Origin of the sequence: Arthrobacter rhombi (assembly GCF_900163545.1) — a bacterium.
GTDB lineage: Bacteria > Actinomycetota > Actinomycetes > Actinomycetales > Micrococcaceae > Arthrobacter_H > Arthrobacter_H rhombi_A.
Window position 1 is genome coordinate 1 of the sequence record NZ_FUHW01000053.1, and the last position, 26,782, is coordinate 26,782.

At 65.1% G+C, this 26,782-nt stretch carries 26 protein-coding genes; 20 read left to right on the forward strand and 6 right to left on the reverse strand.

The genetic code is table 11. The features are described from left to right. The first annotated feature begins 172 nt into the window (after positions 1–172). From FM101_RS15200 to FM101_RS15215, 4 genes are all read left to right on the forward strand, one after another. On the forward strand, positions 173–1,582 hold the full coding sequence (locus FM101_RS15200; RefSeq protein WP_087001192.1) for an L-serine ammonia-lyase: 1,410 nt from the start codon (positions 173–175) through the stop codon (positions 1,580–1,582). Positions 1,583–1,593: 11 nt separating this feature from the next. After that, complete coding sequence (locus tag FM101_RS15205) at positions 1,594–2,103, forward strand: GNAT family N-acetyltransferase (RefSeq protein WP_198962398.1); 510 nt, start codon at positions 1,594–1,596, stop codon at positions 2,101–2,103. 273 nt (positions 2,104–2,376) lie between these two features. After that, positions 2,377–3,735 carry a magnesium transporter gene (gene mgtE / locus FM101_RS15210; RefSeq protein WP_087001193.1) on the forward strand — a complete coding sequence of 453 codons (1,359 nt, stop codon included), beginning with the start codon at positions 2,377–2,379 and terminating at the stop codon, positions 3,733–3,735. A 124-nt stretch (positions 3,736–3,859) separates the two neighbouring features. Further along, on the forward strand, positions 3,860–4,999 hold the full coding sequence (locus tag FM101_RS15215) for a hypothetical protein (RefSeq protein ID WP_087001195.1): 1,140 nt from the start codon (positions 3,860–3,862) through the stop codon (positions 4,997–4,999). A gap of 73 nt (positions 5,000–5,072) precedes the next feature. On the opposite strand, the gene FM101_RS15220 is transcribed toward FM101_RS15215, so the two are convergent. Together FM101_RS15220 and FM101_RS15225 are read right to left on the reverse strand one after the other, a co-directional pair. Further along, positions 5,073–5,924 carry a metal ABC transporter solute-binding protein, Zn/Mn family gene (locus FM101_RS15220; protein ID WP_241895348.1) on the reverse strand — a complete coding sequence of 284 codons (852 nt, stop codon included), beginning with the start codon at positions 5,922–5,924 and terminating at the stop codon, positions 5,073–5,075. Positions 5,925–6,211: 287 nt separating this feature from the next. Further along, entirely contained in the window at positions 6,212–7,243 is a 1,032-nt protein-coding gene (locus tag FM101_RS15225) for a hypothetical protein (protein WP_087001199.1), read from the reverse strand. 170 nt (positions 7,244–7,413) lie between these two features. On the opposite strand from FM101_RS15225, the gene FM101_RS15230 reads away from it, so the two are divergent. Continuing rightward, positions 7,414–7,869, forward strand: coding sequence for a GNAT family N-acetyltransferase (locus FM101_RS15230; protein ID WP_087001201.1), 456 nt, complete (start codon positions 7,414–7,416; stop codon positions 7,867–7,869). 121 nt (positions 7,870–7,990) lie between these two features. Here FM101_RS15230 and FM101_RS15235 read toward each other — a convergent pair whose 3' ends face one another. Then, entirely contained in the window at positions 7,991–8,680 is a 690-nt protein-coding gene (locus tag FM101_RS15235) for an alpha/beta hydrolase (protein ID WP_087001203.1), read from the reverse strand. A gap of 236 nt (positions 8,681–8,916) precedes the next feature. Here FM101_RS15235 and FM101_RS15240 point away from each other — a divergent pair, with 236 nt between their 5' ends. Next, positions 8,917–9,651: a class I SAM-dependent methyltransferase gene (locus FM101_RS15240; protein ID WP_087001205.1), complete on the forward strand. Its 735-nt coding sequence runs from the start codon at positions 8,917–8,919 to the stop codon at positions 9,649–9,651. Positions 9,652–9,661: 10 nt separating this feature from the next. Here the strand turns inward: FM101_RS15240 and FM101_RS15245 are convergent, their stop codons facing one another. After that, positions 9,662–11,614: an acyl-CoA dehydrogenase family protein gene (locus FM101_RS15245; protein ID WP_087001207.1), complete on the reverse strand. Its 1,953-nt coding sequence runs from the start codon at positions 11,612–11,614 to the stop codon at positions 9,662–9,664. 179 nt (positions 11,615–11,793) lie between these two features. Here FM101_RS15245 and FM101_RS15250 point away from each other — a divergent pair, with 179 nt between their 5' ends. From FM101_RS15250 to rpsN, 4 genes are all read left to right on the forward strand, one after another. Further along, a complete protein-coding gene (locus FM101_RS15250; protein ID WP_087001301.1) occupies positions 11,794–12,267 on the forward strand; it encodes a MarR family winged helix-turn-helix transcriptional regulator in 474 nt (157 codons plus the stop codon). A gap of 440 nt (positions 12,268–12,707) precedes the next feature. Next, positions 12,708–12,944: a 50S ribosomal protein L28 gene (rpmB, locus tag FM101_RS15255; RefSeq protein WP_087001209.1), complete on the forward strand. Its 237-nt coding sequence runs from the start codon at positions 12,708–12,710 to the stop codon at positions 12,942–12,944. Between the two features lies 1 nt (position 12,945). Next, complete coding sequence (gene rpmG, locus FM101_RS15260; protein ID WP_087001211.1) at positions 12,946–13,113, forward strand: 50S ribosomal protein L33; 168 nt, start codon at positions 12,946–12,948, stop codon at positions 13,111–13,113. Positions 13,114–13,117: 4 nt separating this feature from the next. Beyond that, positions 13,118–13,423, forward strand: a complete 306-nt coding sequence (gene rpsN, locus FM101_RS15265; protein ID WP_087001213.1) for a 30S ribosomal protein S14 — start codon at positions 13,118–13,120, stop codon at positions 13,421–13,423. A gap of 111 nt (positions 13,424–13,534) precedes the next feature. Here rpsN and FM101_RS15270 read toward each other — a convergent pair whose 3' ends face one another. Further along, positions 13,535–14,209 (reverse strand): DUF1992 domain-containing protein, encoded by a 675-nt coding sequence (locus tag FM101_RS15270; RefSeq protein ID WP_087001216.1) that lies wholly within the window; start codon positions 14,207–14,209, stop codon positions 13,535–13,537. 305 nt (positions 14,210–14,514) lie between these two features. On the opposite strand from FM101_RS15270, the gene FM101_RS15275 reads away from it, so the two are divergent. The 10 genes from FM101_RS15275 to FM101_RS15320 all read left to right on the forward strand — a co-directional run bounded on the left by FM101_RS15275 (position 14,515) and on the right by FM101_RS15320 (position 25,350). Beyond that, positions 14,515–14,799, forward strand: coding sequence for an HU family DNA-binding protein (locus tag FM101_RS15275; RefSeq protein WP_087001218.1), 285 nt, complete (start codon positions 14,515–14,517; stop codon positions 14,797–14,799). Positions 14,800–14,921: 122 nt separating this feature from the next. Further along, entirely contained in the window at positions 14,922–15,599 is a 678-nt protein-coding gene (locus FM101_RS15280; protein ID WP_087001220.1) for a hypothetical protein, read from the forward strand. Positions 15,600–15,647: 48 nt separating this feature from the next. Then, positions 15,648–16,349: a copper resistance CopC family protein gene (locus FM101_RS15285; protein WP_179204350.1), complete on the forward strand. Its 702-nt coding sequence runs from the start codon at positions 15,648–15,650 to the stop codon at positions 16,347–16,349. 161 nt (positions 16,350–16,510) lie between these two features. Next, positions 16,511–17,053: a copper chaperone PCu(A)C gene (locus FM101_RS15290; protein WP_087001224.1), complete on the forward strand. Its 543-nt coding sequence runs from the start codon at positions 16,511–16,513 to the stop codon at positions 17,051–17,053. A 2-nt stretch (positions 17,054–17,055) separates the two neighbouring features. Continuing rightward, the gene (locus tag FM101_RS15295) at positions 17,056–18,330 is read left to right on the forward strand and encodes a Dyp-type peroxidase (RefSeq protein WP_087001226.1); all 1,275 of its coding nucleotides are present in this window, start codon (positions 17,056–17,058) and stop codon (positions 18,328–18,330) included. Between the two features lie 93 nt (positions 18,331–18,423). Beyond that, entirely contained in the window at positions 18,424–20,562 is a 2,139-nt protein-coding gene (locus FM101_RS15300) for a cytochrome c oxidase assembly protein (protein ID WP_087001228.1), read from the forward strand. Further along, positions 20,552–21,370, forward strand: coding sequence for a hypothetical protein (locus FM101_RS15305; protein ID WP_087001230.1), 819 nt, complete (start codon positions 20,552–20,554; stop codon positions 21,368–21,370). Before FM101_RS15300 ends, FM101_RS15305 begins: the two co-directional genes overlap by 11 nt. Before the next feature lie 143 nt (positions 21,371–21,513). Then, positions 21,514–23,463 (forward strand): NHL domain-containing thioredoxin family protein, encoded by a 1,950-nt coding sequence (locus tag FM101_RS15310; RefSeq protein WP_087001232.1) that lies wholly within the window; start codon positions 21,514–21,516, stop codon positions 23,461–23,463. 154 nt (positions 23,464–23,617) lie between these two features. Continuing rightward, positions 23,618–24,058 carry a MarR family winged helix-turn-helix transcriptional regulator gene (locus FM101_RS15315; protein ID WP_241895334.1) on the forward strand — a complete coding sequence of 147 codons (441 nt, stop codon included), beginning with the start codon at positions 23,618–23,620 and terminating at the stop codon, positions 24,056–24,058. A 5-nt stretch (positions 24,059–24,063) separates the two neighbouring features. After that, entirely contained in the window at positions 24,064–25,350 is a 1,287-nt protein-coding gene (locus FM101_RS15320) for an MFS transporter (RefSeq protein WP_087001234.1), read from the forward strand. A gap of 6 nt (positions 25,351–25,356) precedes the next feature. Here the strand turns inward: FM101_RS15320 and FM101_RS15325 are convergent, their stop codons facing one another. Further along, complete coding sequence (locus FM101_RS15325) at positions 25,357–26,349, reverse strand: hypothetical protein (protein ID WP_087001237.1); 993 nt, start codon at positions 26,347–26,349, stop codon at positions 25,357–25,359. Positions 26,350–26,782 lie beyond the last annotated feature (433 nt).

Below are 26,782 nucleotides of genomic sequence, written 5' to 3' on the forward strand. Positions count from 1 at the left end.
TGAAGGGTTGAAGGCCCGGGTGACCGCCCTGGCTACCGCCCACCCGCTCTACCCGGAGTTGGCCCCGCTCTGCTGAGTCGCCTCCAGCCCCTCGGGGCGTCGTCGGGCCCGGGGCGAAAAACCCCGGGCCCGACGCATGACAGCACCCACCTCGTGCAAAGGAATGAACACCATGGCCATCAGCGTTTTCGACCTCTTCTCGATCGGCATCGGCCCCTCGAGCTCCCATACCGTCGGTCCCATGCGGGCTGCGCAGCGTTTCGCTGCGGGGCTCGTGGAAGGCCAACTGGCTGAAGCCACCGCTGACCTACAGGTCGACGTCTACGGTTCCCTCGCCGCCACCGGCAAGGGCCATGGCACGTTCACCGCAGTCCTGCTGGGACTGGAGGGCTTCGAACCCGATCGGATTCTGCCCGAGCAGGTCGAGGAACGCCTGGAGGACATCGCGGCATCGGGCACCCTGCGTCTGGCTGCCGAGCTCGGGGCCCGGAAGGACTTGTCCTATTCGGTCGAGGACATGGTCCAGCGCCCGCTGACCATCCTGCCCCGCCACACCAATGGCATCCGCTTCCAGGCCCTGGATGCCTCCGGCGGTGTCCTGTTGGATGAGACCTATTATTCGGTGGGCGGTGGATTCATCGTCCGTGATGGCGATGAGGAAGCCGCCGCGGCCGAACTCGACGAAGTCAATGAAGAGATCCCCTACCCCTTCACCACCGCTGCTCGACTGCTCGAGCACTGCCACGCCAGCGAAATGGGCATCGCCGACGTCATGCTCGCCAACGAGCTGACCTACAGGTCCCGCGAGGAGATCCGTGCCGGCCTGCTGCATATTTGGGAGGTGATGGAGCAGTGCAAGGATTCGGCCATCGCCCGCGAAGGACTGCTACCCGGCGGGCTGAAGGTCCGCCGTCGTGCCCCCGACTGGCATGAGCGCCTGAGCAAGGAGGACAAGGACCGCGACCCGCGCTACTGGCAGGAATGGGTTAACCTCGTCGCCCTGGCCGTCAACGAGGAGAACGCCACCGGCGGCCGCGTGGTGACCGCCCCGACCAACGGGGCGGCAGGCATCATCCCCGCAGTCATGTTCTACGCCACGCATTACCTGCCAGGCATCGACTACGCCACCGGTGAGGACAAGGAAGAGATCATCGTGCGCTTCCTCCTCGCCGCCGCCGCAGTGGGCGTGCTCTATAAGGAACAGGCCTCCATTTCAGGTGCCGAGGTCGGCTGCCAGGGCGAGGTCGGTTCGGCCTCCTCCATGGCCGCCGCCGGACTCGCGGAGGTGCTCGGCGGTAGCCCCGCCCAGGTGGAGAACGCCGCCGAGATCGCCATGGAACACAACCTCGGGCTGACCTGCGACCCGATCGGCGGACTCGTACAGATCCCCTGCATCGAACGCAATGCCATCGGCGCTTCCAAGGCCGTCAACGCAGCCAAGATGGCATTGATGGGCGATGGCGAACACCGGGTCTCCTTGGATGAAGTCATCGTGACCATGCGCGAAACCGGTAAGGATATGAGCGATAAGTACAAGGAAACCGCCATGGGTGGCCTCGCAGTGAACGTGGTGGAGTGCTAGGACCTTCCCCCGTGCTGCGCCGTCTCTCGGCAGCCGATGAGGAGCAGGCGCTGGTCGCCCACGGAGAAATGTCCCTCGAGGGGTTCGACTTCTTGCTGGACTACGACGCCGGAGAGGACTTTGCCGGGTACCTTGCCGGATTGGAGGCGGGGGAGCGCGGCGAGGGTCTGGCGCCCGGACGGGTGCCCCACACCTTCCTCGTGGCCGAGGACGCTGGCCTGCTGCTGGGCCGGGTCTCGCTGCGGCACGAACTGACCCCGATGCTCGCTACCATCGGCGGCCATATCGGGTTTGGCGTCCGCCCCGGTTTCCGCGGCCGCGGTTACGCGGGAGTCCTGTTGGCCGCGGCACTGGGCCGGGCCGCTGAGTTGGGGATCGACCAGGTGCTGGTGACCTGTGACGAAACCAACCATGCCTCTGCCGCCGTCATCGAACGCGCTGGTGGCATCCACGAAGATACCGTTGAACTGCTTCCGGGCCACTCCAAACGCCGCTATTGGATCGCTACCGCTTTGGTGTAGCTCGCGGGTTCGGAATAGGGTGGGCCTTGGAGCCGTCGTGATCGGCGTGCTTCGCTGATCGACGCCTGCCGGGCTGATGGCCCGTGCCCGCGTATGGCTTGCCGAATCGGGAGGTGACCCGCAGATGGACGACGGACCAAGTCGAGAACCCGCGCCCGCCGCGGGTCCACACACCTCGCCGTCGTTCCTTGTGGTTCGTCGGTATTCCGCTGCGCCGCGCGCAGTCATCAGCTAGCGCCCCTCACGGGGCGCGTACCGGAGGGAACCCGGATTATGAACCCCGAAGACACCATCGAAATCGATGACACCCTTGAGGCCCTGAAGCAGGCCCTCAATCGCGATGATCTAGCGGCAGCCGGTGGGCTGGTGGCCCGCCTGCCTATTTCGAAAACACTCGACGAACTGGAACGGCTGAACGACCGCGACCGGGCGGTACTGTACCGGCTGCTCGACAAGGAGCGGGCCCTGGCCGTGTTTGAACGGCTGGACCCGACACTGCAATCCGAGCTCATCCAGGGCTTGCAAGACTCCGATGTCGCCGAGGTCTTCGACAACCTGAGCCCGGACGACCGGGTGGGCCTGCTCGACGAACTTCCCTCGGTGGTGGCCCGTCGACTTCTGCTGGGTCTGTCCAGCCGGGAGCGGGCCCTGACCGACGCCATCCTCGGATACGGGCAGGGATCGATCGGGCGCAGCATGAGCCCCGAATTCATCAGCGCCCACCCCTGGACCACCGTGGATCAGGCGTTGGAAAAGGTCCGCAGGGGTCTGGACGACGCCGAGACCATCTACACCCTGCCCGTCACCGATGCCGGCCGGACCCTGGTGGGGATCATCAGCCTGCGTGACCTGCTGCGTGCCGATCCGCTGAAAACGGTCGGCGAGATCATGGTGGATGCGGAATCCGTGCGGGCCACCGTGGACGAGGAAACCGCTGCCCGGCGCTGCGCCGACCTGCAGGTGCTGGCGCTGCCGGTGGTTGATACCGAAAACCGGCTACTGGGCATCCTGACCGTCGACGATGCGTTGCGGATCATTGAGGCCGCCGAATCCGAGGACGCGGCCCGCAGCGGTGGTACCGAGCCGTTGCGCCGGCCCTACCTCTCCACCCCGATCTGGGAGATCGTGAAATCCCGGGTGGTGTGGCTGCTGGTCCTGGCCGTTGGTGCCACGCTCACCGTCCGGGTCCTCCACGAATTCGAGGCGACCCTGGCCGAAGTGGTTGTGCTGACGTCGTTCATCCCGCTGCTGATCGGCACCGGCGGCAACACCGGCAACCAGGCTGCCACCACGGTGACTCGTGCTTTGGCTCTGGGGGATGTTCGTACCCGTGACATCCTGCGCGTTTTCGCGCGGGAAATCCGGGTGGGTGCCATGCTCGGTTTGCTGCTGGGGGCGCTGGGCTTCGTCATCGCGGCGTTGATCTACAGTCCCGATATTGGGTGGGTGATCGGTTTGACGCTAGGCGGGGTCTGCACGATGGCGGCAACGGTCGGCGGGATCATGCCCCTGCTGGGCAAGGCCATCAAGGCCGACCCTGCGGTGTTCTCCAACCCCTTCATTACCACTTTCGTGGACGCCGCCGGCCTGATCCTGTACTTCCTGATCGCGAAGGCAGTGCTGGGTATCTAGGGGTGCGCTGAGGGCTGTCCATGCGAAAAAACGGGCTCTGTTCGCCGCGTCTCGGCGATGCTACGGTGGGCTCACGGACCCAGTAGTCACGCGGCGAAGGCGTCGCGTGGGAAGGAGTTTCCCCATGGCAAATAGGGCAGGTTCCAGCGGAATTGATGCCACGTTATTTCGACAAGAAGGTCCGTGGTGCACGGCCTTCGTAGACGCCTCGCTCGGCACGACGGCAGCCCATGAAGCTGCCGATGCCCTGCCCGATACAGTTGCCCAACTTTTGAAAAGCCAACAGGCCAGCGCCCCCGACATAGAAGCGATGCGTTCGGCACTGCGCCCGGCCGAAGGCAGGCCTGCCCCGGTCTCACGTTTCGTTGCCGTCTGCGACGGACAGGTCGTCCTCGACGAGCTGGTCCAAGGCGTGAAGACCGAAGCGCCGCAGGTTGACTGCAGCGAGTTCCCCAACCTCGTCCCGCTGGCACGCGCCCACGGCGGACAGTTCCCCTATCTGGTCGCCGAAGTCGGCCGCGATGGGGGAGAAGTGCGGCTGCGCCATTCGGCAGTTGCCGGTGTCGCCGAGGAATACCGGATTGCCGGGGATCGCGACGAAGCCCATCACGCCCGCCGGGTCCCCGGCAGGTACGAAGAATCGAAGAACCAACACCAGACGGCGGAGATTTGGCGTCGGAACGCCGATGAGATCGCCCGGCTGATCGACGAGATAGCCCGAGACACCCGGGCCCGGCTCGTGGTCCTCTCCGGGGATACGAAGGCCAGGGAGCTGGTCTTGTCCCAACTTGCCGAGCCGACACGGGCCCTGGCGGTGACCCTTGATCAGCACACCCGGACCGGGGGCGCCGATTCCTCTGCCGTGGAGAAGGATATCGAAGCCCACGTTGCCGCACTGTTGGCCGAGGATATTCGCGAACTTTCCGAACGCATCACCAACCAGGCCAACGCCACCCAGCCCGGGGCGGTACTCGGTTTCGCAGAGGTCGTCTGGGCCTTGCAACAGGGGCAAGCCGCCACGGTCGTCGTCGCCGAATTCCAAGACGACCATTCCCTGCTGGCGCTCGAAGCGGAGCCGTGGCTCGCCTCCGAAGGGGCCGATATCGAAGGTTCCGATGCGCTGGGTTCATGGCCAGCGCCCGAGGTCCTGCTGCGTGCGGTAGCCATGACCGATGCCTCGATCCGCTATGTCCCGGCCGGCGTGCTTCCCAACGGGGCAGGTATCGCCGCCCTGTTGCGCTGGCCCAAGGCCGAAGCAGCCTGAACCGAAGCGGAAAAAAGATCCGCAGTGGAAGCCTGGGGCTTCGGCTGCGGATCTTTTTTGCGGTCCCCGACGGCTAGTTCTTCAGGGCCTTCTGGATGGCGTCGATATTCGAGCTCATCCATCCGAGATAGTCGGTGTCCTGGGGGAGGGTCTCGCTGAACTCGACCACGGGAACTCCCGCCTTCTCGGCCTGGGAGCGGACGCTCTGGGTTTGCGGGCTACTGGTCTGGGGGTTGTAGGCCAGCAGGGCGATGTCTCCCGAAGAGAGTTTCTTGTCCAAGGCGTTGAGGATCAGCGGGGAAACGTCGTTGCCCTCCTCGATGGCGCCGCTGAAGCCTGCGGGAGTCCCATCCGAGAGGCCGGCTTGCTCCAGCAGGTAGAAGGGCACCGGTTCGGTCATGGCGTACTGGTGACCTTTTGCCTCGGTGGATAGTTTCCCGAGACGTTGGTCCAAGGTGTCGATCTTCGTGTCGAACTCCTGGGCATTGGCGGTGAAGGTTTCTGCCTCTTCCGGTTTCAGCTCGCCCAGCCGATCGGCGACTTCCATGGCTACGGCAGAGGCGGTCGGGAGGTCGTACCAGACGTGTTCGTTGAAGCTGGAGTGGTCATGTCCGTCGTGATCCTTTGGGTCGGCCTCCGCTTCCGTGTCGTGTTCTGCTGCGTGGGCCGTCTCTGAATAGTCGACGGCGGTGACGATCTGCTCATCCTTGATTCCCAGATCTTTGGTCAGCGGATCGATGAAGGCGTCGTAGCCGCCACCGTTTTCCACGACGAGGTCCGCGTGGGAGAGGGTGAGCTTGTCCTGAGGCGTTGCCTCATAGGAGTGCGGGTCCTGGGAGGGCTTGTTGATGATCGAATCGACCTGCACCGCATCGCCAGCGACCTGGCTGACGATGTCTGCGTAGGCGCTCGTGGAAGTGACCACTGTCAAGGTTTCAGTATCATCGCCGGTAGCCGTGCCCGAGCAGGCTGACAGTCCTAGTCCGATTAGGAGGACGGGGGCGACGGCAAAGCGCAAATGCATGGGCGACCTTTCAGGGGAGCTGATGGAAACCCTCACAGCTTATACTAAATGAGAATCGTTTGCATCTCGCGATCGAGTCGACCGACGGCTGTATCCGTGAGGGCATGCGGGAGCGGCGGATCTACCTGTTCGTAGGCCTATCCGCCCGTTTTTAGTGAGACTGGACTCGGAGTCCCCGGCGCGCGGCATCACTGGGGACGATTGATCGCATCGCCCTCACAGGACAGGCCGGCGCCGGCGTGGATCGGTAGCACCTCGAGCCCTGGCGTCCGTTCGAGCTCGCGGATGAGCCCCGCCGTTCCCGCGATGAGCGTCGAATCGAAATCGATTTCGGTGGCCAGGACCCACGAGTGATCGTCGGGCCACAAGATACTGGGCGACTGCGCCCCCATGTATTCATCCACCCACGGTGCGTGGGTGGGCCATGCAGCATCCGCGAAGTCATCCGCGCCCGCCTCGAACAGGATGTAGCTCCGTCCCGTGTCGCCATGTAATTCGAACGGCTTGCCGGTGGCGATCTCACGGGCAAGTAGCCCGGATCCTGGTTTTGGCTGGCGCCGCGGAAGAGCTTCCTTCAACGACCTCATCCTCGCCATCCAGTGTCGCGCGGCCTTCGCCAGTCGAACGCGAAGCGATTGCTCGGCAAGGGGTAAGGGCGCCTCGTCGGTGTAGCGGACGGGCATCCCTTCATGCTCCTCGACCATATAGTGGCCAACTCCGGCCGAACTCACCAGGCCGCCCCATCCCTCCCAGATGGCGGCGATACCGGAATCCGGAGTCGATGTGTGGCGTGCAAGCACCTGGGCTGCTGCCGCGAGGGAGTCGACGTCAAGGCATCCCTCGAACGAGTCACCATAGCGCCAGCCGTCTGCGGCGATGGCGCCACCAGCATGGCCGTATTCCCGCCGCAAAAGACTCGCGTATTGCGCCTCTGCGTGCATGGTGGTCTTGAACGAGGACGCAGCGTCCGCCCACGTGGCGCGCTCTGTTTCGAGCGACGCCCCAATATCCTGGACACCCTCGAAGAATGCACTCTCATCGAGGCCCAGCCAGGTCTTCGTCTCGCGCGGGCGGTCACGTTCGACGGGATGGAAAACGCGCGCGTAGGCCTCGAAACCGCGGGGCACCACAGACAGGAGGCTGCCGAACGACTCGGCTTCCATTGTGCGAAGCCACTCGCCCCGCGCGAGGTCGGGCTCCCACTCGAATCTTTCTGACATGCGCCAATTGTCCCTCACGCTCGCGGGTAACTGTTTGGTTTGTGAGGATCGCCTTCCCAGAGTTTCCGGGGGTCTGCACGGAGGTAGGCTCCCGTTTGGGAAACCTTTACCGGACACTTCTTGCCTCATAAACGGGCTCGATTCGGACGGTAATTGTGTAGAGTGCACGGATGCTCATCGTCCGCCAGTCACTCCCGACAGATACGTCAGATCTCATCAAGATGCGTACTGAATGGGTAGCGGAGCAGACAATCGAGCCGATCGAGGATCCGGATTTTGCGAGCGACTACCTCAGCTGGGAGGCGAACAACCCCCGCACGATGTTCGTTGCAGACCTAGACGGGAAACTGATCGGAATGCTGAATTTGATGGTGTTCGAACGGATGCCGAAGCCCGGAAAGAAATCATCGTGCTGGGTTTATCTCGGAAATGCTTTTGTTGCTGAGGACTACCGCAACGGAGGAGTTGGCGGCCGTCTCATGGAAGCCGCGATCCAGTTCTCACAGGGCATCAACGCGGCCCGTATCGTCCTGTCACCTTCAGACGAATCACAGACCTTCTATGCCAGGCATGGATTTGAGCCTGCAGAAGAACTGCTCGTAAAGAGGTTTGAGTACGAACGGTAGAAATCATGTCCTGTGAAGACCTCTCAGGAGATGCTTCTGATAGGGAATCTTCAACGGGACGTCAACGCCGTGAAGGCGGGATCGTAACGTTGGACGGTACCCTCATGCCGCGCCCTTTGGATCAAAGTGTCTTTGCCACTTCATCGATGATGGCAGCTACATCCTCGGACCTGGCGGCGTAAAAGTTGTGCGCCGCCGCAGCGATTTCGATGGGCTCGCAACGCAATCGCTGCCTTGCGACCCGCCGCATCCACGTTGTGGACAACGTGCGGTCTCCGGTGGGCAGCACGTAAGTGGAGGAAATACGTGCCGGATCCTCGGGCGGGGTCTCAGCATAGACAGCAGATAAGTCGCAAGGCGCGATGGTCAGCAGGGCTTCCTTCAAGGTGGCAAGGTTCGCATCATGGAACAGGAAGTACGCGGCCAAGACTGGGTCGCTGGTCGGGTCAATACCCACCCATTCGGTGTTGAAAACATCCAGTGGGCTTTGCTTGATTTCGGCGAGCAGGCTGCGTCTTCCGACATAGTCGGCGACCGCAGCCGCTAACCACACTTGGTGGTTTGCATCCAGCTCGCGGGCCAACGCTGGCATCAGGAGTCCTGCCGCCGAGTGCGCCGCGATAAGCGGATGGTCGAAGCCGGCAGGAATCTGTGCCGCGAGTAGCCGGGCATACTCTTCGGCGGTAGTAGCCGCCCCACTGGGCACATCCACGGCGACGGTCCGATGACCTCGATGTTCGAGCGAGGTGATCAGACGGCGAAAGCCCGCCGCAGACTGTGTCGTTCCGTGCACAAGGACAACGTTGGCCATGCCGCGATGTTACCAACGACAGAATTTAGGACCCCGCCAGACTGGTCCCGTATGCCGGTCCCCCACCGGACACACCCGCTCAAAATATGAGTTGCCCAGAGCACTGAGCCGCCATCGTTCCGTAAGGCCCGTCCGGTGACTTGTCCGGTGAGGGGGCGGCGGATTTCATTGGTCGATGCAACGGTCGACTTGACCCAGGAGTGGGGGTGGGCGTGTGACGCGCATACGCTGGGCAGATGGACAAAACACAGCTGCCGGACTTCACTCCTGCCCCGAATCAGGCAGGGGACCCCGGGTTGTATGAAATCGAGAACCAGGCCATCGACCATGAAGGCACCCTGTGGCAAGCCCTCCGGGAAACCGCCGAACTCTCGGGGCACACCATCGTGGACCTAGGCTGCGGCAGCGGATTCTGGCTCACCCACTACGCGAAGACAGCAGGGGCGGTCATCGGCGTGGAACCCGATCCGGGCTTGCTCGAATTGGCCCGACACCGGGTCCGGCGCGAAGAGCTGGCCAACGTCCAGGTCCTGCATGGGTCGGCCGAACACCTTCCCTTGGAGGATGCCAGCGTGGACGTCATCCATGCCCGGTTCGCCTACTTCTTCCCGACCCCGACCAACGACTGCCTCCCCGGTCTATGCGAGGCCCTGCGCGCACTGAAGCCGGGCGGGACCCTGGTGGTGATCGACAACGACCAGACCCACGGCGAATTCGCCGAGCTGCTGCGCGCCTCCGACCCTGCTCAGACCTACCAGGGCAGCGGGGACTTCATTCGTGAGTGGTGGGCTACACAGGGTGCCACCACCCTCGAGGTGATGAGCAGCTGGAGCTTCGAGACCACTGCCGACCGGGACGCCGTCCTGCGTTTGGAATTCCCGGCCGAGGTCGCCGACGCCCATATCGCAGCACATCCCGGCCGGACCGGCCTGGACTACGGGTATCTGCTGCACTCGCTGTCCACGGCCTGATCCGCCAGGCTCAGCTGCTCCCGTAGGGGTGGCGCAGATCCGGGCGGTGTTCTCCGGGATCGGACCAGTCGGCGATCCACGGGCCGGTGCCCTCGGACTGGTCGATGACCCCCTCCTCCGCCCATTCGTAGTTCCCGGCCAGGACGCGTTTGGCCAGCACGGCGTCCGTGGCGTCGGTGTTCTCCCACAGGTCATCGAATAACTTCTCCACGCGGCCCCGGGATTGCCGGCAGAAGGCGTCGGCGAGCTGCGTGGCGCCCTCCGCCCGTTCCGGTTCGATGTCGCGCAGAAGCTCGGCCCGGGATACGCAGGCCGACATGGCGAAGAGTTCGGTGCCGATGTCCACCACCCGGCCCAGGAAGGCCTGTTTGGTCTCCAGCCCCGCCTGCCAGCGGGCCATTCCGGCGAAGGTATGCCGGGCGAGCCGGCGGGAGGCCCGCTCCACATAGCGCAAATGACCCGCCAGCTTCCCGGCCCCGGAGTACGAGGTCGGCAGCAGCCCCGGCCCCGTGGCCAGGGTCGGCAACCATTTGGCGTAGAAGCTGGTGGCCCCGGCCGCCGCCCGGAGCTTCTCCTGGGTCGTGGCATCACGGCTGGCCAAGTCTCCGGCGGCCTTGAGGTGGGCGTCCACCGCCTCCCGGGCGATCAACAGGTGCATGATCTCGGTGGAGCCCTCGAAGATCCGGTTGATGCGCAGGTCACGTACGAGCTGTTCGACGGCCACGGCGCGCTCGCCGCGTGCGGCCAGCGAGTCGGCGGTCTCGTAGCCGCGGCCGCCACGGATCTGCAGCAGCTCATCGGCCATCTGGGAGGCCATCTCGCTGCAGAACAACTTCGCTAGGGCAGCCTCGATCCGCACGTCCTTCATCCCCGCGTCAGCCAGCGCGGCGGAGAGCTCGAACACCGATTCCACGGCGAAGGAGGTGGCGGCGATGAAAGCAATCTTCTTCGAGACCGCCTCGTGCTCGCCCACCGGCAGGCCCCACTGCACCCGGGCCTTGGACCATTGCCTGGCGATCTTCAGGCTCCACTTCCCGGCTCCCGCGCACATCGCCGGGATCGACAGGCGCCCGGTGTTCAACGTACTCAACGCGATCTTCAGCCCCTGGCCTTCACGCCCGAGCAGGTTGGCCGCCGGAACCCTGACCCCGTGGAAGCGCGTGACCCCGTTTTCGATGCCGCGCAGGCCCATGAAGGCATTGCGGTTCTCCACCACCAGGCCCTCGCTGTCGGCCTCGACGACGAAGGCGCTGACGCCACCGCGCTCCTGTTTGCCGTCGGCGCCAGGGTGGGGGAGTACCCGGGCCATGACCACCACCAGGTCGGCCACCGCCCCGTTCGTCGTCCACAATTTCGCCCCCTCGAGGACATAGGACCGGCCGTCTTCCGAGAGGGTCGCCGTCGTTCCCAGACGGGCGGGGTCCGAACCGACGTCGTTCTCCGTGAGGAGGAAGGCGGTGATGGCCCCTGCGGCGCAGCGCGGCAAAAAACGTTCCTTCTGTTCCGTGGTGCCGAACATTTTGACCGGTTCGGGGACCCCGATGGACTGGTGGGCCGAGACCAGGGCACCGATGCTGGGACTGATGGATCCCAGCAGCATCAGGGCCCGGCCGTAGTACGCCAAGGACAGGCCCAGGCCGCCATAACCGGTGGGGATCTTCATCCCGAAGACCCCCAGCTCGGCCAGGATGGCGACGTACTCGTCGGGGATGCGGGCATCGCGCTCGATCCGGCCCCCGTCGAAGTGCTCGACGGCGGCGCGCAGCTTCTCCAGGAAGGCCTCACCGCGTTCCGTTTCGTCGGCAGAAGGCCGTGGATGTGGATGGATGAGCCCGAAATCGGTTTTACCCAGATACAACCCCTGGGCGAAACTCGGGAGGGCGTCACCGGTATCGCGGGCTGCTTCGGCCACGGCCCGGGCGGTTTTTTCGTCGATCGTGCTGCTGGAATCGGTGGCGTCCATGGACACTCCCTCAGACCTCGGCGTGCCGCAGGCCGCGCGGTATCAAGCACCGGGGCCTGCCGCGGGACGGTGGCCCACACGCTGTCCCTCAAGGCTACGCCGCCGGTTCAAGAGGGGGGCATCCACTGGAGGGCACACCCATGGATTTAGCTGAACGTTCATGTGTCATCATGGTTTCCATGACCCCTCCCCGTTGGCTCTCAGCCCAGGAACGTGAATGCTGGCTGGCCCTGATGGCCCTGTCGACGCAACTGCCGAGCCTGCTCGATACCGAACTGCACCGGCAGGGGCGGATCACGCTCTTCGACTACCACGTCTTGGCGATGCTTTCGGAGTCCGAGGGGCGGCTGCTGCCGATGAGTGAACTGGCGGGTCGAACCAACGCCTCACTGTCGCGGTTGAGCCATGTGGTGAAGAAGCTCGAAGCCCGGGGCTGGGTCGAACGCTCCCCAAGTGCCGATGACGCCCGGGTCACCGTCGCCCACCTGCCCGAGGCAGGCCTGGACATGCTGCGTGAATTGGCTCCCGAGCATGTGGCGTCGGTGCGACGGCTGGTCTTCGACGGGCTGAGTGGACAGGACGTCAAAGACCTCACGCGGATCGGGAGAAAACTGGTCGCCGGGATGGATCCTGAGCACTGGATCTTCCGCTGATCCGTGCCGGTGATTGCTGAGCGGTGAACGCCAGGTCGCCAGCGGCGCGTCGAAGCAGGGGAGGAGTGCCGGCGTCGTACCCTGCAGTTTGTGATCTGTCGTTCGGCGTTCTAAGATGTTAAAGCGTTAAGTCACGTGTTCGTTGTGGTGTGCTCCGTGAGGTGCGGATCATGATGATCGCGTGGTTGCCCGTAAACCGAATAACGCGTCCCGACCGAGTAGGGAAAAATGCTCAACCTGGACGCTGTATTCACCGTCTTTCGCGCAAGTAAGGCGCTTCGGTTGGTTCTCACCCAGCCTGGTTACCTTCGCACGTCGCAGTAATACACGGTGTCACAACTGGTGGCGGGACTCTTCAACGCAGGTTCAGAGGCAGCAACACCGCGCTGTGATCTGTTTTATCGAGTACCGCCAATATTTACTACTACTGAGGAGTGATCATGGCAGCTGTATGCCAGGTGACAGGTGCAGTTCCGGGCTTCGGACACAGCATCTCCCACTCGCACCGTCGCACGAAGCGTCGGTTCGACCCGAACATCCAGAAGAAGCGCTACTGGGTTCCGTCCCTGCGCCGTAATGTCACGTTGACCTTGTCGGTCAAGGGCATTCGGACCATCGATGCCCGTGGCATCGACCGCGTTGTCGCTGACCTGCTGGCGAAAGGTGTGAAGCTCTAACATGGCAAGAGTCCAGGATGTACGCCCCATCATCAAGCTCAAGTCGACTGCCGGTACCGGGTTCACGTACGTGACCCGCAAGAACCGTCGTAACAACCCTGACCGTCTGGTCATGAAGAAGTACGACCCGGTGGTTCGCAAGCACGTCGATTTCCGAGAGGAGCGCTAAACACATGGCTAAGAAGTCCAAGATTGCTCGCAACGAGCAGCGCAAGGTCATCGTGGAGCGCTACGCCGCGAAGCGTGCCGAGCTCAAGAAGACCCTGATCAACGAAAACGCTACCGACGAGGCACGCGAAGAGGCCCGCCTGGGCCTGCAGAAGCTGCCCCGCAACGCGTCGCCGGTTCGCGTGCGTAACCGCGACTCCATCGACGGCCGCCCGCGCGGTACGTTCCAGAAGTTCGGCATCTCCCGTGTTCGCTTCCGCGACATGGCCCACCGTGGCGAACTTCCGGGCATCACCAAGTCGTCCTGGTAAACACCAGCGATTTTCCCCGGGGCCCCTTCTGGCATCAGAAGGGGCCCCGGGTTTTTTAATGCCCGAAGCGCCTCCTGCACCGCCGGGGCGTCAGGGGTCCTTTCCTTCGAGCTAGCTCGACGGCGACCAGAGCCAGGCCCAGACCCGGCGGAATTGTCCCCCGCTGCCGGGTGGGTCGGTGCGCGGTGCCGGGGCGACCGGTGGCCCGTCGGTTGCCCGGCGTTCACGCCAGCGACGGACCTCCTCCTCCGGATCCCGGGGATCGGTGATGACCGGGGGCCCACCCAACAACTGGCGCCGGGCCTCGTGGATGCGGGCGTTGAAATCGGCGACCATCTCGCGGACGGCGAACTCCCCGGGCAAGGCATCAAGGGTGGCATCCAACGCGGCGTCCTCGGTCCGCAGCAGCAGGGCCGGCGGTCCGACACCGCTGATCCGCTCACGTTGCATGAGCGACTTCATCCACCAGTCGGGGTCGCTGGAATCCAGTGAGGGAAGCGGTTTGCCGGCGTAGGCGAGGTTATCGAAGTCACCCCGGGCGATGGCCCGGTCGATGCTGGGCGTGGCGACCTCCCCGGCGACATCGGCCGCATGGAAGGTCGGCGGCGCTTCCGGGGCGCCTTGGACGTCGATACCCGCCCGTTCGGCTTTGGCCCTGAACAGCTCTCCCGACCGGCGTTCGTACTCGTCCACGGGGGTGGTTTCCAGCGCTGCGTCCTGGGCGTCCCGGTAACGGGCAGCCTGCAGCCTGGCGGCATCATGGGAGGAGGATGGTTCTGGCCTCATCGCGGGCACCGCCTTGGATCCGAATGTTCGTCACCTCCAGCGTACCGAGCCGCCGCCGTGTCCCTCAAGGCTTTCGCGGCACCGATCCGCACACCCCGCGCCGAGGGGGAGCCAGAGGGAAAATGCCCGGTTATGACCCAAAAACCGCCAATTTGCAGGGAATATTCAAAAAATTCCGGCCAAACGCCCCAAAACTGGGCGTGTCCGTCAGTGAGGCCTGATAGTTTCCTTCACAGTAGTCCCCGCAACCGCAGGGCAACCCGGCCGGAAACGGGCGGGCACGAATTAGTCCAGGAGGAAATACATTGGCTTTGAATCGTAGTGAACTCGTTGCAGTCGTCGCCGAGAAGACCGGCAACTCGCAGGTCGCCGTGAACGCCGTGCTGGATTCAGTGTTCGACACCTTCGTCGAGCAGGTTTCCCAGGGCGAGAAGGTGTCCATCCCGGGCTGGCTCGCCGTCGAGCGCACCGACCGTGCCGCCCGCACCGGCCGCAACCCGCAGACCGGCGAAACCATCCAGATCCCGGCAGGCCACTCCGTGAAGCTGACCGCCGGCTCGAAGCTGAAGGCTGCCGTCTCCAAGAAGTAGTTCCCGCACCAGCGGTCACGAGGGCCCGTTCCACCAAGTGGTGGAACGGGCCCTCTGTTGGTTCAGGGTGGCCCGCTTCGGCAGAAGCTTCTACATGGCGTAGAATCCCTGATGGATCATCAGTGGCAGTCAGTGCCCATTTCAGGGGAGCCGTCGTGGAGTATCGAAGCCTGCGCCTAGTGCGTGGATGGCTCGGTGCCCTGGCCGCCACAACACTGGCCGCCGCTTCACATACGGTGGCCGGAGGTGCGCTGCCCGAACCAGCGTTGCTGACGCTTATCCTCGTCCTGTCCGGTGCTGTGTGCACCGCCTTGGCGGGTCGTGCCCTTTCTCTCTGGCGCACCACGGCTGCCGTGCTGATCAGCCAGGGGATCTACCATGCGGCCTTCGGGATGCTCGGTGGCCACCACGGTGGCGATGGCCAGCATCTGCTCTCCGCCGGCGGCACCGGGGCCCACGCGGGTCATCTGATCACCGTCGACCCCAACGCCCTGCTCTCCGGGGCGGTGAACCCGGCAGTGCACGGCTCCAGCATGGGACTGGCCATGTGGTTCGCCCACGTTGCTGCCGCAGTCCTGACCATTCTGGTTCTGCGCAAAGGCGCCCTGGCGGCCCTGGCCCTGATGCAGGTGCTCGGGTTGGCCGTCCCCCGCAGAATACTGCGTCCCCGGCACCCCATCGTCAGGTCCGCGCCGCCACGTCTGGTCCGCGTCCAGGTCCCCGGTCTTCCGGACCTGGGCGTACCCTTGCGCGCGTTGCGTCACCGGGGTCCGCCCGTCCTTCCCGCCTTCGCATCCTAGAGACGTCGAATGCAGGCCCCGCACGGCGGGGATACCAAAGGACAACATATGAACAACGAACACACCACCTCTCGCACGCCCCAGGCAATGCTCCTCCAACGGCCAGGAGCCCTCCGCGCCGTGCTGGCCGCTGCGGCCGCAGCCCTGCTGCTTGCGCTGGGACTGAGCACCGCACCCGCCGCACTGGCCCATGATTCGCTGATCGGCTCCACACCAAAGAATGGGGCAACGGTCACCGAACCGCTGAAATCAGTGGATCTGAACTTCAGTGGCGAACTCAAGTCCATCGGCACGGAGGTCAGCCTCGCCGATGCCGGGGGTAAGAAGTACGACGCCGAAACTTCGATCAGCCGCAATGTGCTCACCATCGACTTCGGTGAAGCGCTGCCTGCCGGGGAGTACACGCTCACCTGGCGAGCCGTCTCCAGCGATGGGCACCCCATTGAGGGCACCAGTGCCAATAACGAGGCGCTGACCTTCACCGTCGAGGGCGAACAAGGCGAGGCGTCGGCACCTGCCTCCACGCCGGCGGCGGAATCCTCCTCCGCGGCTGCCCAGACGACGGCGAACGCCGCCTCGTCGGCACCCGCGGCGCAGGATGACTCCGCGACCCAGGCCCCGGATGCCCAGTCAACTGGCACCGACGGCCTGCCGACAGCACTGATCTGGATCATCATCGCCGTTGCGGTCATCGCCGCAGCCGGCGTCGTGTTCGCCAAGGTGCGCCGCCAGTCAGGTTCCGGCCGCTAGCTCAGCCCCAGCCGAGGAACACCCGCAGGCCCTGCACGCGCCGGAACACCCCGGGCGCCCCTGCCACGGCACTGTCTGCCCTGCGTCGCCCCGTCGGGGCCCGCGAGGGCCATCCACCACAGCTTCAGGCGCTCCTGCGCCATAACCCCAAGGACTTCGACATGAACATCACCCTTTCCGCCCCTCGTTCCACCGCAGCCGCCGCCCTCGTGGCCGCAGCTTCACTGGCCTTGGCTGGTTGCGCCGCGAACGCCGACAACGCCGCAGATGCCGGCTCTTCCTCATCCGCGCAGACCGCCAGCGATCAGGCACACGCAGTGGAGGTCCAGGACGGCTGGACCAAGGCCACCGACGCCGACATGAGTGGCTCCTTCGGAACCCTGACCAATACCTCAGATTCCGAGGCGGTGCTGGTCAAGGCCCAGAGCGACGAGGCAGGGATGGTCCAACTGCACGAAATGGCAGGGACCTCGGGCTCGACGTCGATGCAGGAGAAGGAGGACGGCATCAGTATTCCTGCGGGGGAGAGCGCTGAGCTGGCACCCGGCGGGGACCACATCATGCTGATGAAGCTCAAGAACGAGCTCAAGGCCGGAGACCCCGTGGACATCACGCTGACGTACGCCGACGGGTCCACGGCGGTCGTGCCCTTCACCACGAAGGACTACAGCGGTGCCGACGAGTCCTATAGCGAGCAGAAGTAGTGGTGCCCCGCAACACAAACCCCGAGGAAGGATGTCCCGTCACCGCGCGCCATCCGCGACGGCGGAGCTTCCTTTTCGGAGCCGCAGGTGCCGCTGTTGGTGTCGCAGCGGGGGCCGGCGGAACGGCAACTGCGCTGGCTTCGGGGGAAGCCCCGGAACCGGTGACGGGCCGCGACGAGGACGGGGCAAACGCGACATCGATCGTCGAGTTTCATGGGGACCGGCAGGCAGGGATCGATACCACCGCGCAGGCCCATGCGGGGTTCGTGGGGTTGGACCTGCTGGCCCCCGACGGTCAGAAACATCCACCGGCCGACGATATCCGCCGACTCCTACGCCTGCTCAGCGACGACGCGTCCCGGCTATGTGCCGGGCGCCCGCCGCTGGCGGATAGTGAACCGGAGCTGGCGGTCTCCCCGTCGAATTTGAGTATCACCTTCGGCTTCGGCCCCGGACTGCTGGATGCCGTAGCCCCGAAGAAGAAGCCCGCATGGTTGCGGCCCCTGCCGGCCTTCGGAATCGACCAGCTCACCGAGAAATACGGGCAAACTGACCTGTTATTGCAGATTTGCTCGGATGACCCGCTGGCCGTGGCCCACGCACAACGGATGCTACTCAAGGACGCCCGCTCCTTCACCCGATTCCGGTGGGCCCAGGGAGGGTTCCGGAGCGCCTACGGTTCGGCCCCGGCCGGGGCGACCATGCGCAACCTCTTCGGCCAGCTCGATGGCACCGGCAACCCGCTACGGCAGGCCCGGGAGCAGGCTCTCTGGGGTGGGGACAGGATCCCTGCCTGGACGCCGGGGGGCACATCGCTGATACTGCGCCGGATCGCCATGGACCTGGACGAATGGGATCGGGTGGACCGACCGGGACGTGACTTTGCCTTGGGCAGGCACCAGAGTTCGGGTGCCCCACTGACCGGAAGCAAGGAACACGATGTCCCGAATCTGGCGGCCACCGACGACGGGGGCCTGAAGGTCATTTCCCCGCAAAGCCACGTCGCCCGGGCCACGGCGCAGAAACCCGGGGAAAAGATCATCCGGCGAGCCTACAACTACGACGACGGCGCCCCGGACTCCCATGGGATGCCCGGCTCGGGCCTGCTCTTCGCCTCCTACCAGGCCGACGTTGACCGGCAGTTCCTGCCGATCCAGCGTCGACTGGACGAGTCGGACATGCTCAACGAATGGACCACCCCGATCGGTTCGGCCGTCTACGCCATCCCCCCGGGGTGCGCCGAGGGAGGGTTCGTCGGGGAAACGTTCTTCGCATGAGGGGTGTCCCCAGCGAGGGTGAGCCGGGCCACGACGGCAGTGTGGGTACGACCGAAGGTGAGAGAATGAAGCCATGCTGACAGAGAGGCAACGATGAGCCAGAGCGTACTACCGGAGAAGGCGTCCGGTGTCGGCTCGGGTGGGCCAAAGCGCCGACCCTCCCCGACGTGGCGCCCGGAACTGGTGTTGCCGGCGATCCCGATCGGCGCCCTCGTCCTCGTGCTGGCCCTGCAATTCTCCGGAGCGGCTCAGGGTACCGAACTCTCGGACCCGGGAGCCTTTACCCGCTGGGCCCTCCCGTTTGCCACGCTGATCCACCACAGCGCCATGGCCATCACCGTCGGCGCGTTGGTCTTTGCGGCCACCGTCCTGCCCCGTTCAACCAAACCGCACCGGGCCCGCAAAGGCTCCCCTGGGACCGATGGCGGGGAGGTCCACCCAGCTTTTGCCCGCACCATGAATATTGCTGCCGGTGCGGCCATGGTGTGGACGCTCGCCGCGGTGGCCGTCCTGATCCTGACCTTCTCCGATGTGTCAGGTCTGCCGCTGTCGGCGGATGCCGCCTACACGGACTCGATGAAGGACTACATCCTCAACATCTCATTGGGGCAGGCCTGGGCCTGGATGATCGTCATCGCCGCCGTGGTCAGTTCCCTGGCCTTCGTGGTCCGGTCCCCTGTCGGGGTGGGCTTGAGCGCCGTCTTCTCGCTCTTCGGGATCATCCCGTTGTCCTTGATCGGCCACGCCGCCGGAGGTGACGATCACTGGGGCGCCGTCAACGGGATCCTGCTGCACCTGCTCGGCCTGTGTATTTGGGTTGGCGGCATCGTCGTCCTGGCCTGCGTAGCCCCGCTGCTCCACGCAGGGGCCCCCGGGAAGTTCTCCTCCACCCGGCCGGTTCTGGCCGGCGTCGTTCTGCAGCGCTTCTCGGCCCTGGCGACGCTGGCCTTCTTCGTGGTCTTCGCCTCCGGAGTAGTGAGCGCCACCGTGCGGATGGACCACTGGTCGCAGCTGCTCAGCGGCTACGGCGGCCTGGTGCTCATTAAGGCTGTCCTGACCCTGGTGTTGGGGGTGATGGGCCTGGGGCACCGACGCTGGGTCATCCCGAAGCTGATGGCCGGAAAAATCAGTGCCACCACCACCGCCTGGCGGATCGTCGCCGGCGAAATGATCGTCATGGCAGCAGTCATGGCCGTGGCGACGGCCCTCTCACGGACGGCCCCTCCGGTCCCCGAGGAACTGCCCCCGGAAGCGACCCCTGCCCGCATCCTCACCGGCTACGACCTGCCCCCGGAACTGACCGGATCCAGCTGGCTGACCGTCTGGCGCATGGACTGGCTCTGGATCGCGGTCGTCATCTTCCTGGCCATCGCCTACCTCCAAGGCATCCGCACGCTGCGCCGTCGCGGTGATTCCTGGTCGGTGATGCGCACCGTGGCCTGGTTCGTGGGGCTGATCGCCCTGTTCTACATCACATCCGGGGCTCCTGCCGTCTACGGCGTCGTCCTGTTCTCCATGCATATGGTCGGGCATATGGCGCTGACCATGGTTGCCCCGTTCTTCCTGGTCCTGGGGACACCCATGACGTTGGCGCTGAAGGCCATCCCAGCACGCACCGACGGGACCCGTGGGCCCCGTGAATGGCTGCTCGCCGGGATCCACTCGTGGTTCTCCAAACTCGTGACCCATCCGTTGTTCGCCGCGGCGAACTTCGCCGGCTCGATCGTGTTGTTCTACGCGACCGACGCCTTCCGCTTCGCATTGGCCGAGCACACCGGCCACGAACTGATGAATCTGCACTTCCTGCTCACCGGATACATTTTCGCGCTGAACATGATCGACGGGGATCCGCTGCCGCGCCGCGCGCCCTACCCGATGCGGTTGGTCATCCTGTTGGCGACGATGAGTTTCCACGCCTTCTATGGTGTCTCCATCATGGGCAGCGAATCGCTGATGCAGGCCAGCTGGTTCGGCAACATGGGCCGCGACTGGGGTGGAACTGCCCTGGCCGACCAAAAGCTCGGTGCCGGGGCCATGTGGGGGATCGGCGAGGTGCCCACGTTGATGTTGGCCCTGGGGGTGGTCGTCACGTGGAACAGATCCGACTCCCGGGAAGCGGTGCGTCGAGACCGACAGGCTGAACGGAATAATGAAGCCGACCTGGTGGCCTATAACGAAATGTTCGCGCAGCTGAAGGAACAGGACCGGAGGTACGACGCCAGTGGCAGGTAAGTCATCCGGGGGGACGCCACCGCCGGGAGTCCGCGCCCAGAAGACGGCGCTGGTCGTCGCCCGCTGGTTGGCGTTGGCTGTTCTCATCGTCGCCATCATCATCGCGGTGACCAGCTGCTCCTCCGACGCCGGGGAACAGTCCGAACCCTCGGCGGACCCCCACGGAAGCGCGGGACCTCCTGCCGCCGCGTCGCAGCCGACGCCGTCGGGCCCCGCTGCCGAGGCGGTGGCGGCCGGCATAGAACGTGCTGCCTCCTATAACTTCACGCTTTCCGCGGTGGCCTCCGACGCCGACCTGGAGTCCCTGGCCGCGGCGCCTCAGGACACCCTGGAAGGGGCCACCGTCCATCCGGCCGCCTGTCTGGATGCCGTCAAGCAGCTGAACTGGTCACCGGCCCAAGGCGGCCAGGACCCGGCGCGGACCGACTTCGCCGCGGAGGGCGTCGAAGCCACGGGGTCCATCGAAGTCGCCCGGGTTGCCGACCGGGGGCAACTCCGCAAGCACTACGCCACCGTGGAGCAAATGCTCGGAAACTGCTCCGATGTGACCCTGCAAATTTCCGACACCGAGGTCCCCCTCCGCAGCAGCACCCCCAAAATGGGGGCGAAGTCCGCGGTGGAATCGGCCTTGCTGTGGAGCAGGGCCTCGAAGGGCAGCGACCTGGAACAGCAGGCACTGGTCCTCATCGGCGAACGGGCCGGCCAGATGGCCATGGTTTCGTTCATCGGGACCAGCGGGATCGACGATCCGAAGTTCGCCACGATGGCCGAGGGGATCCTGAGCGCCACCCTGGACGAACTGGGCTGAATCGCCCCCCCCGCACGGACCTCCAAGCAGCGGCCGCGGCGGATCCGTCGTCGTGAGCCGTCATCGACCCTGCACCGGGGAACAACTGAAGCCATACTGGGGTTGAGACCCTCTGTCAGCCGACTACCAACGGGAGCCGTTATATGAGTGCAGATTCCACCACCGATTCAGTCCGTGCCGCCTACCGGGTGCGGGGCTCAGAGCTCGTGGGCCGCAACTGGCTCAATACCGGGGGCAAGGAACTGGGACTGAAGGAACTCCGCGGCAAGATCGTCATCCTCGATTTCTGGACCTTTTGCTGTATTAATTGCCTGCATGTGATCGACGAACTGCGCCCGCTGGAGGAGAAGTACCGGGATCTGCTGGTCATCGTCGGCGTGCACTCCCCGAAGTTCGAACACGAGGCCGATCCCGTGGCCCTGGCCTCGGCCGTGGAGCGGTACGAAATCGCCCACCCTGTTCTGGATGACCCTGAGTTGGAGACCTGGCAGGCCTATTCGGCCCGTGCCTGGCCGACCCTGGTGGTCCTTGACCCCGAGGGCTACGTGGCCGCCCACCTCTCGGGGGAGGGGCACGCCGCGGGCCTGGAATCGCTCATCGAAGAACTCGTGGCCGAACACGAGGCCCAGGGAACGCTGAACCGCGGCGACGGCCCGTACGTAGCCCCCGCACCCCGCGAAGGAAATCTGCGCTTCCCGGGCAAGGTGCTGACCTTGCCCGATGGGACCTTCCTGGTCGGGGACACCGGTCACCACCGGATCGTCCAACTCGATGCCGACCTGAAGACGGTCATCCGTACCATCGGCTCGGGGGAACGCGGCCATGCCGACGGCACGGCCCAGACGGCTGCCTTCAACGAACCCCAGGGCCTGGCCCTAGTGCCCGCTGGCGTGGCAGGGCGGGTCGGCTATGACCTGATCGTCGCCGATACGGTCAACCACCGGCTGCGCGGGGTGGACCTGGCCACCGGGAACGTCACCACCATCGCCGGCAACGGCGTCCAACGCCTCCTCGACGCCGAGCAGGCGCGGGCGGCAGGGGAGGCGGCGAACGATCCCGATGCCTGGATCCATGATCTGGGGGCCGACCCGCTGAACACCTCACTGTCCTCGCCTTGGGACGTGCTCTGGTCGTCAACGTCCTCCCGCGTCATTATCGCCATGGCCGGAACCCACCAGATCTTCGCCTTCGACCCGATCACCGGAGCCGTGGACGTCTTCGCCGGCACCGGGCTCGAGGGTCTGGAAGACGGGGACCCCGGGCAGTCGTGGTTCGCCCAGAGCTCGGGGTTGGCCGAAGGGCCAGCAGGTGAGATCTGGGTGGCGGACTCCGAGACCTCGGCACTGCGCGTGCTGCGTGTGAACGAGGCAGGATCCGTCGGCGCCGTCGAGACGGCCATCGGCACCGGGCTTTTTGACTTCGGTTTCCGCGACGGACAGGCGGCCGAGGCACGCCTGCAACACCCCTTGGGGGTGGCCGTGCTGCCGGACGGCTCGGTGGCCGTGGCCGATACCTACAACGGTGCGGTGCGCCGCTATGACCCCGTCACGTCGACGGTCACCACCCTGGCTCGCGACCTCGCCGAGCCCTCGGACGTGCTGCTGGACACCTCGGTCGACGGGGACCCCGTCCTGTTGGTGGTCGAGACCAACCAGCACCGGTTGGTGCGGCTGCCGCTGCCCAAGGAAGCGCTCAATGTCGACGAAGGCGCCTCGCAGACCCAACGCCCGCAGACTCCTGTCGCCCCGGGGGGACACCAGATCAGTGTGCGCTTCTCGGCTCCCACGGGGCAGAAGCTCGATGACCGGTGGGGGGATCCCACCCAACTGAAGATCTCCTCCTCGCCGGAGGAACTGCTGCTCTCCGGGGGCGGGACCTCCACCGGGCTGCAGCGGAGTCTGGAATTGAACCCGGAGGTCCCCGAGGGCGTCCTGCACATCACGGCCCGCGCTGCGGCCTGTGATGGCGAAGCCGGTGGGCCGATCCCCGATCACGCGGCCTGCCACCTCTACCAGCAGGACTGGGGGATCCCCGTCATCCTGAGCCAGGACGGCGATGCCGAGCTGACGTTGGACCTGCGCGGACTGGACTGAGCGATTGCGGGAGCGTCCCATGACGGAGCGCTCCCGTGCTCGTGACGGGGACCATGGCGATGGCGAAACCATCGGAGTATGGTTAGCAGTGCTAAGCAACTAATTCTCCGGGGTGGACGACGTCCATCCGCCCGGAGGCGAGACCAGGAGCCCAGTGTCCCCGAAGAACCCCGAACCTGTCGTCGATGACGATCTCGCAGTCCACCTGCGGGTCGCGATCATGCGTGTATCGCGTCGGCTCCGGGTCGATGTCGGGGGAGGGGCCGTCACCGCAGGACAGTATTCGGTCCTGATCTGCCTGTGGAAGGAACCGCGCACCCTGGGCCAACTGGCCGAACGTGAACGCGTCCAAGCGCCCTCGATGACCCGGATCGCCAAGGCACTCGAGGAACAAGGCTATGTGGAACGACGGGCCAACCCCGAGGACGGCAGACAGGTCCTCATTGCCATCACCGAAGCAGGCCGGGGCATCGTGGAAGACGTCCGTGGCCAACGCACCGCCTGGCTCTCTCGGCACGTCGCCGACCTGGACCCCGCCGACCGTGCCGTGCTGAGCCGTGCCGCCGAGCTGCTCAAGGAGATGAACGCCTCTTGAGCAGAATGTTCAAGGCCCTCGGATCGCCGAACTACCGGCTCTGGGTCTCCGGCGCGCTGGTGTCGAACATCGGCACCTGGATGCAACGCGTGGCCCAGGACTGGCTGGTGCTCACCATCCTCACCGACAACTCCGGAACGGCAGCAGGGATCACCACGGGCCTGCAGTTCGTGCCGATCCTGTTCCTGGGTCCCTACGCGGGGCTGGTGGCCGACCGGTACAACAAACGCAGGCTACTGCTGATCACCCAGACCATCATGGGCCTCTGTGCCCTGGCGATGGGGCTGCTCGTACTCACCGAAACGGCGCAGCTGTGGCATGTCTACACCCTGGCCTTCGTGCTCGGGATCGCCAGCGCCTTCGACGCCCCGGCCCGGCAGGCCTTCGTCTCGGAGATCGTCGGACCCGACGACGTCCCCAACGCCGTGGCGTTGAACAGCGCCTCCTTCAACCTGGCCCGGTTGGCGGGGCCAGGCGTCGCCGGACTGGTCATCGCCGCGGTGGGTACCGCCCCGGCGTTCCTGATCAACGCCGCCAGCTTCGCCGCCGTCCTGTTCTCGATCTGGAAGATGAAGCCCGAACTGCTATATACCCCCAAACCGGCGGTCCGCGGGAAACGGCAGATTCGTGAAGGGCTGCAATATGTTCGTAGCCGTCCCGACCTGGTGATGATCCTGATCCTGGCTGCCCTGATCGGCACCTTCGGGCTGAACTTCCAGATCACCAACGCGATGATGGCCACCGGCGTCTACGGGGTAGGCCCGGGGGAGTACGGGCTGTTGGGTTCGGTCATGGCCGTCGGCACACTGGCCGGCGCCCTGTTGGCAGCCCGCCGGGGCCGGTTCCGGTTGCGCTACCTGATCGGCGGGGCGATCCTCTTCGGCATCTTCACCACGGCGGCCTCGGTCATGCCGACCTTCTGGTTGTACGCCATCGCGTTGGTTCCCGTGGGGTTGGCATCCCTGACGTTCCTGAACAGTTGCAACACCTCGATCCAGCTCTCCGTCGAACCGCGATTCCGCGGCCGGGTGCTGGCCATCTACGTGATGGTCATCCAAGGCGGTACCCCGATCGGCGCCCCGCTGGTGGGCTGGCTCGGCACCGAGTTCGGTGCCCGGTGGTCGATCGCCGCGGGCGGAATCATCGCCTTGCTCGCCGGTCTCTGGGCGTTGCAGCACGTGCGCAGAGGGAAACTGAATGCACCAGTTTTCGCTACCGTTGAAGAACCCGAAGGCCCCCATGGCAGCCGCGGTGGAGTGGCGCCGACGAGCAGCGGGAAACCGACGAGATAGCGCCGATCAGTCCCCGACGACGGGGGTGACGGTGACCGAATCGCCGGAGACTTCCAGCTTGGCGGTGAAACCAAAGTCATGACGGACCGTGTTCCCGCTTTTGGCCCCGGTCATCAGATTCTGTTCGACCAGATTCAGCGAGGTGCCGACCTTCAGCGAACGCAGGACCCACCCGCCGTCGTAGGGGCCGATCTTGACCTCGGGATAATCGGTGATCTTCCAATGGATCGAGTCACCGGCCACCCGTGATTCGGTGTTGTAGCTGAGCGGGCAGCCGGCAGGTTTGAGGACCTGCTGGGCCGCGCAGTCGTCAAGATACTGATGCAGCTGATCATCAATTTCCTGCACCAGCTCTTCCGTCGGCTTGGTCGTCAGTTCCAATCCATCGGTCCCTGCAGCGGAGGGGGAATCGATGACCACCTGGCGTTTGGCCCCCTGGAAGTACTTTTCCCGGTAGCTGGCTTCGATCACGGCCGGCAGGAAGACCGGAAGCGTGGCGGTGCCCTTGGCCAGCGGGGCATCCTCGCCGTTGACCAGGACCTGGTTGGTGGTATCCGCAGAGACCGTGACCTCTGGCAGATCCGTCGCCGCGAAATGCCACCGGTCGAAGAACAGCCAATCCCTGCCGCTGCGGGTCAGATGGAACACCGTCTGGTGTTTCTGCTCGCCCACCGTATACGTGGTGGGGACCTCCACCTTGCCGTCGGTGACCTCACGGGCATCTTCGACCTGGAAGTCCTGGATCGGCTCCACGGATGACTTCAACGCCTCGCCGTCGAGCAGCAGGGCATTGCCTGGTGGGGCTTCGGGATCCAGGAGGCCCAACGCCTGACCGCCTTCGCCCTGCTGGAGCAGCGAGAAGTACTTGCTCACCTGTTGCTCGGGGCTGAAGACCTTCTGGTTCACCCAGGTGATGGTGATGACCGCTGCAACGGCAAGGACCATCAACGCGGCCAGCCAAGCTGCCAGAACACGGATGGGTGGGGAAGCATTTTTCACCTGCTCCACGTTACCGGGAATGCCGGCGCTGCGGTGGACCCCCGACGACGGCGAGGCAGGAACCGGTTCCGGTCGAGGGTAGGGCTCATCGGCCCTTGCCGCCACCGCCTACCCCCGGTCTCCCGTCATGGTGGCGTCATATGACGCCCCGAGGGCCCTTCGTGACGGGTTCGGAGGCCGATTCCGCGCAACATCTGGTCATATTCACGATCATGACGCGGCGGTGACGACGCCGCTTGCCGGAGCACATCCGGGCTGCGTTAGATGGTTCCACCCACCCATCAAGAGCGGCCGAGAGATCTGGATCGACGACGCCGCAGCAACCACCGCCACCCCGGGATCCGGGGAAAACGGCGGCCGGTGCTCCCGCCAGAAGCGATGGAGACGCATTCGCGAACCCACCGGAGCCAGGGCCTGTCCCTGCTCCGGTTCA

Excerpts from the sequence above, each read along its gene's own strand:
- FM101_RS15200 (WP_087001192.1), top strand. The coding sequence starts at position 173 with ATGGCCATCAGCGTTTTCGACCTCTTCTCGATCGGCATCGGCCCCTCG.
- mgtE (WP_087001193.1), top strand. The coding sequence starts at position 2,377 with ATGAACCCCGAAGACACCATCGAAATCGATGACACCCTTGAGGCCCTG.
- FM101_RS15215 (WP_087001195.1), top strand. The coding sequence starts at position 3,860 with ATGGCAAATAGGGCAGGTTCCAGCGGAATTGATGCCACGTTATTTCGA.
- FM101_RS15225 (WP_087001199.1), bottom strand. The coding sequence starts at position 7,243 with ATGTCAGAAAGATTCGAGTGGGAGCCCGACCTCGCGCGGGGCGAGTGG.
- FM101_RS15230 (WP_087001201.1), top strand. The coding sequence starts at position 7,414 with ATGCTCATCGTCCGCCAGTCACTCCCGACAGATACGTCAGATCTCATC.
- FM101_RS15235 (WP_087001203.1), bottom strand. The coding sequence starts at position 8,680 with ATGGCCAACGTTGTCCTTGTGCACGGAACGACACAGTCTGCGGCGGGC.
- FM101_RS15240 (WP_087001205.1), top strand. The coding sequence starts at position 8,917 with ATGGACAAAACACAGCTGCCGGACTTCACTCCTGCCCCGAATCAGGCA.
- FM101_RS15245 (WP_087001207.1), bottom strand. The coding sequence starts at position 11,614 with ATGGACGCCACCGATTCCAGCAGCACGATCGACGAAAAAACCGCCCGG.
- FM101_RS15250 (WP_087001301.1), top strand. The coding sequence starts at position 11,794 with ATGACCCCTCCCCGTTGGCTCTCAGCCCAGGAACGTGAATGCTGGCTG.
- rpmB (WP_087001209.1), top strand. The coding sequence starts at position 12,708 with ATGGCAGCTGTATGCCAGGTGACAGGTGCAGTTCCGGGCTTCGGACAC.
- rpmG (WP_087001211.1), top strand. The coding sequence starts at position 12,946 with ATGGCAAGAGTCCAGGATGTACGCCCCATCATCAAGCTCAAGTCGACT.
- rpsN (WP_087001213.1), top strand. The coding sequence starts at position 13,118 with ATGGCTAAGAAGTCCAAGATTGCTCGCAACGAGCAGCGCAAGGTCATC.
- FM101_RS15270 (WP_087001216.1), bottom strand. The coding sequence starts at position 14,209 with ATGAGGCCAGAACCATCCTCCTCCCATGATGCCGCCAGGCTGCAGGCT.
- FM101_RS15285 (WP_179204350.1), top strand. The coding sequence starts at position 15,648 with ATGAACAACGAACACACCACCTCTCGCACGCCCCAGGCAATGCTCCTC.
- FM101_RS15290 (WP_087001224.1), top strand. The coding sequence starts at position 16,511 with ATGAACATCACCCTTTCCGCCCCTCGTTCCACCGCAGCCGCCGCCCTC.
- FM101_RS15300 (WP_087001228.1), top strand. The coding sequence starts at position 18,424 with ATGAGCCAGAGCGTACTACCGGAGAAGGCGTCCGGTGTCGGCTCGGGT.
- FM101_RS15310 (WP_087001232.1), top strand. The coding sequence starts at position 21,514 with ATGAGTGCAGATTCCACCACCGATTCAGTCCGTGCCGCCTACCGGGTG.
- FM101_RS15320 (WP_087001234.1), top strand. The coding sequence starts at position 24,064 with ATGTTCAAGGCCCTCGGATCGCCGAACTACCGGCTCTGGGTCTCCGGC.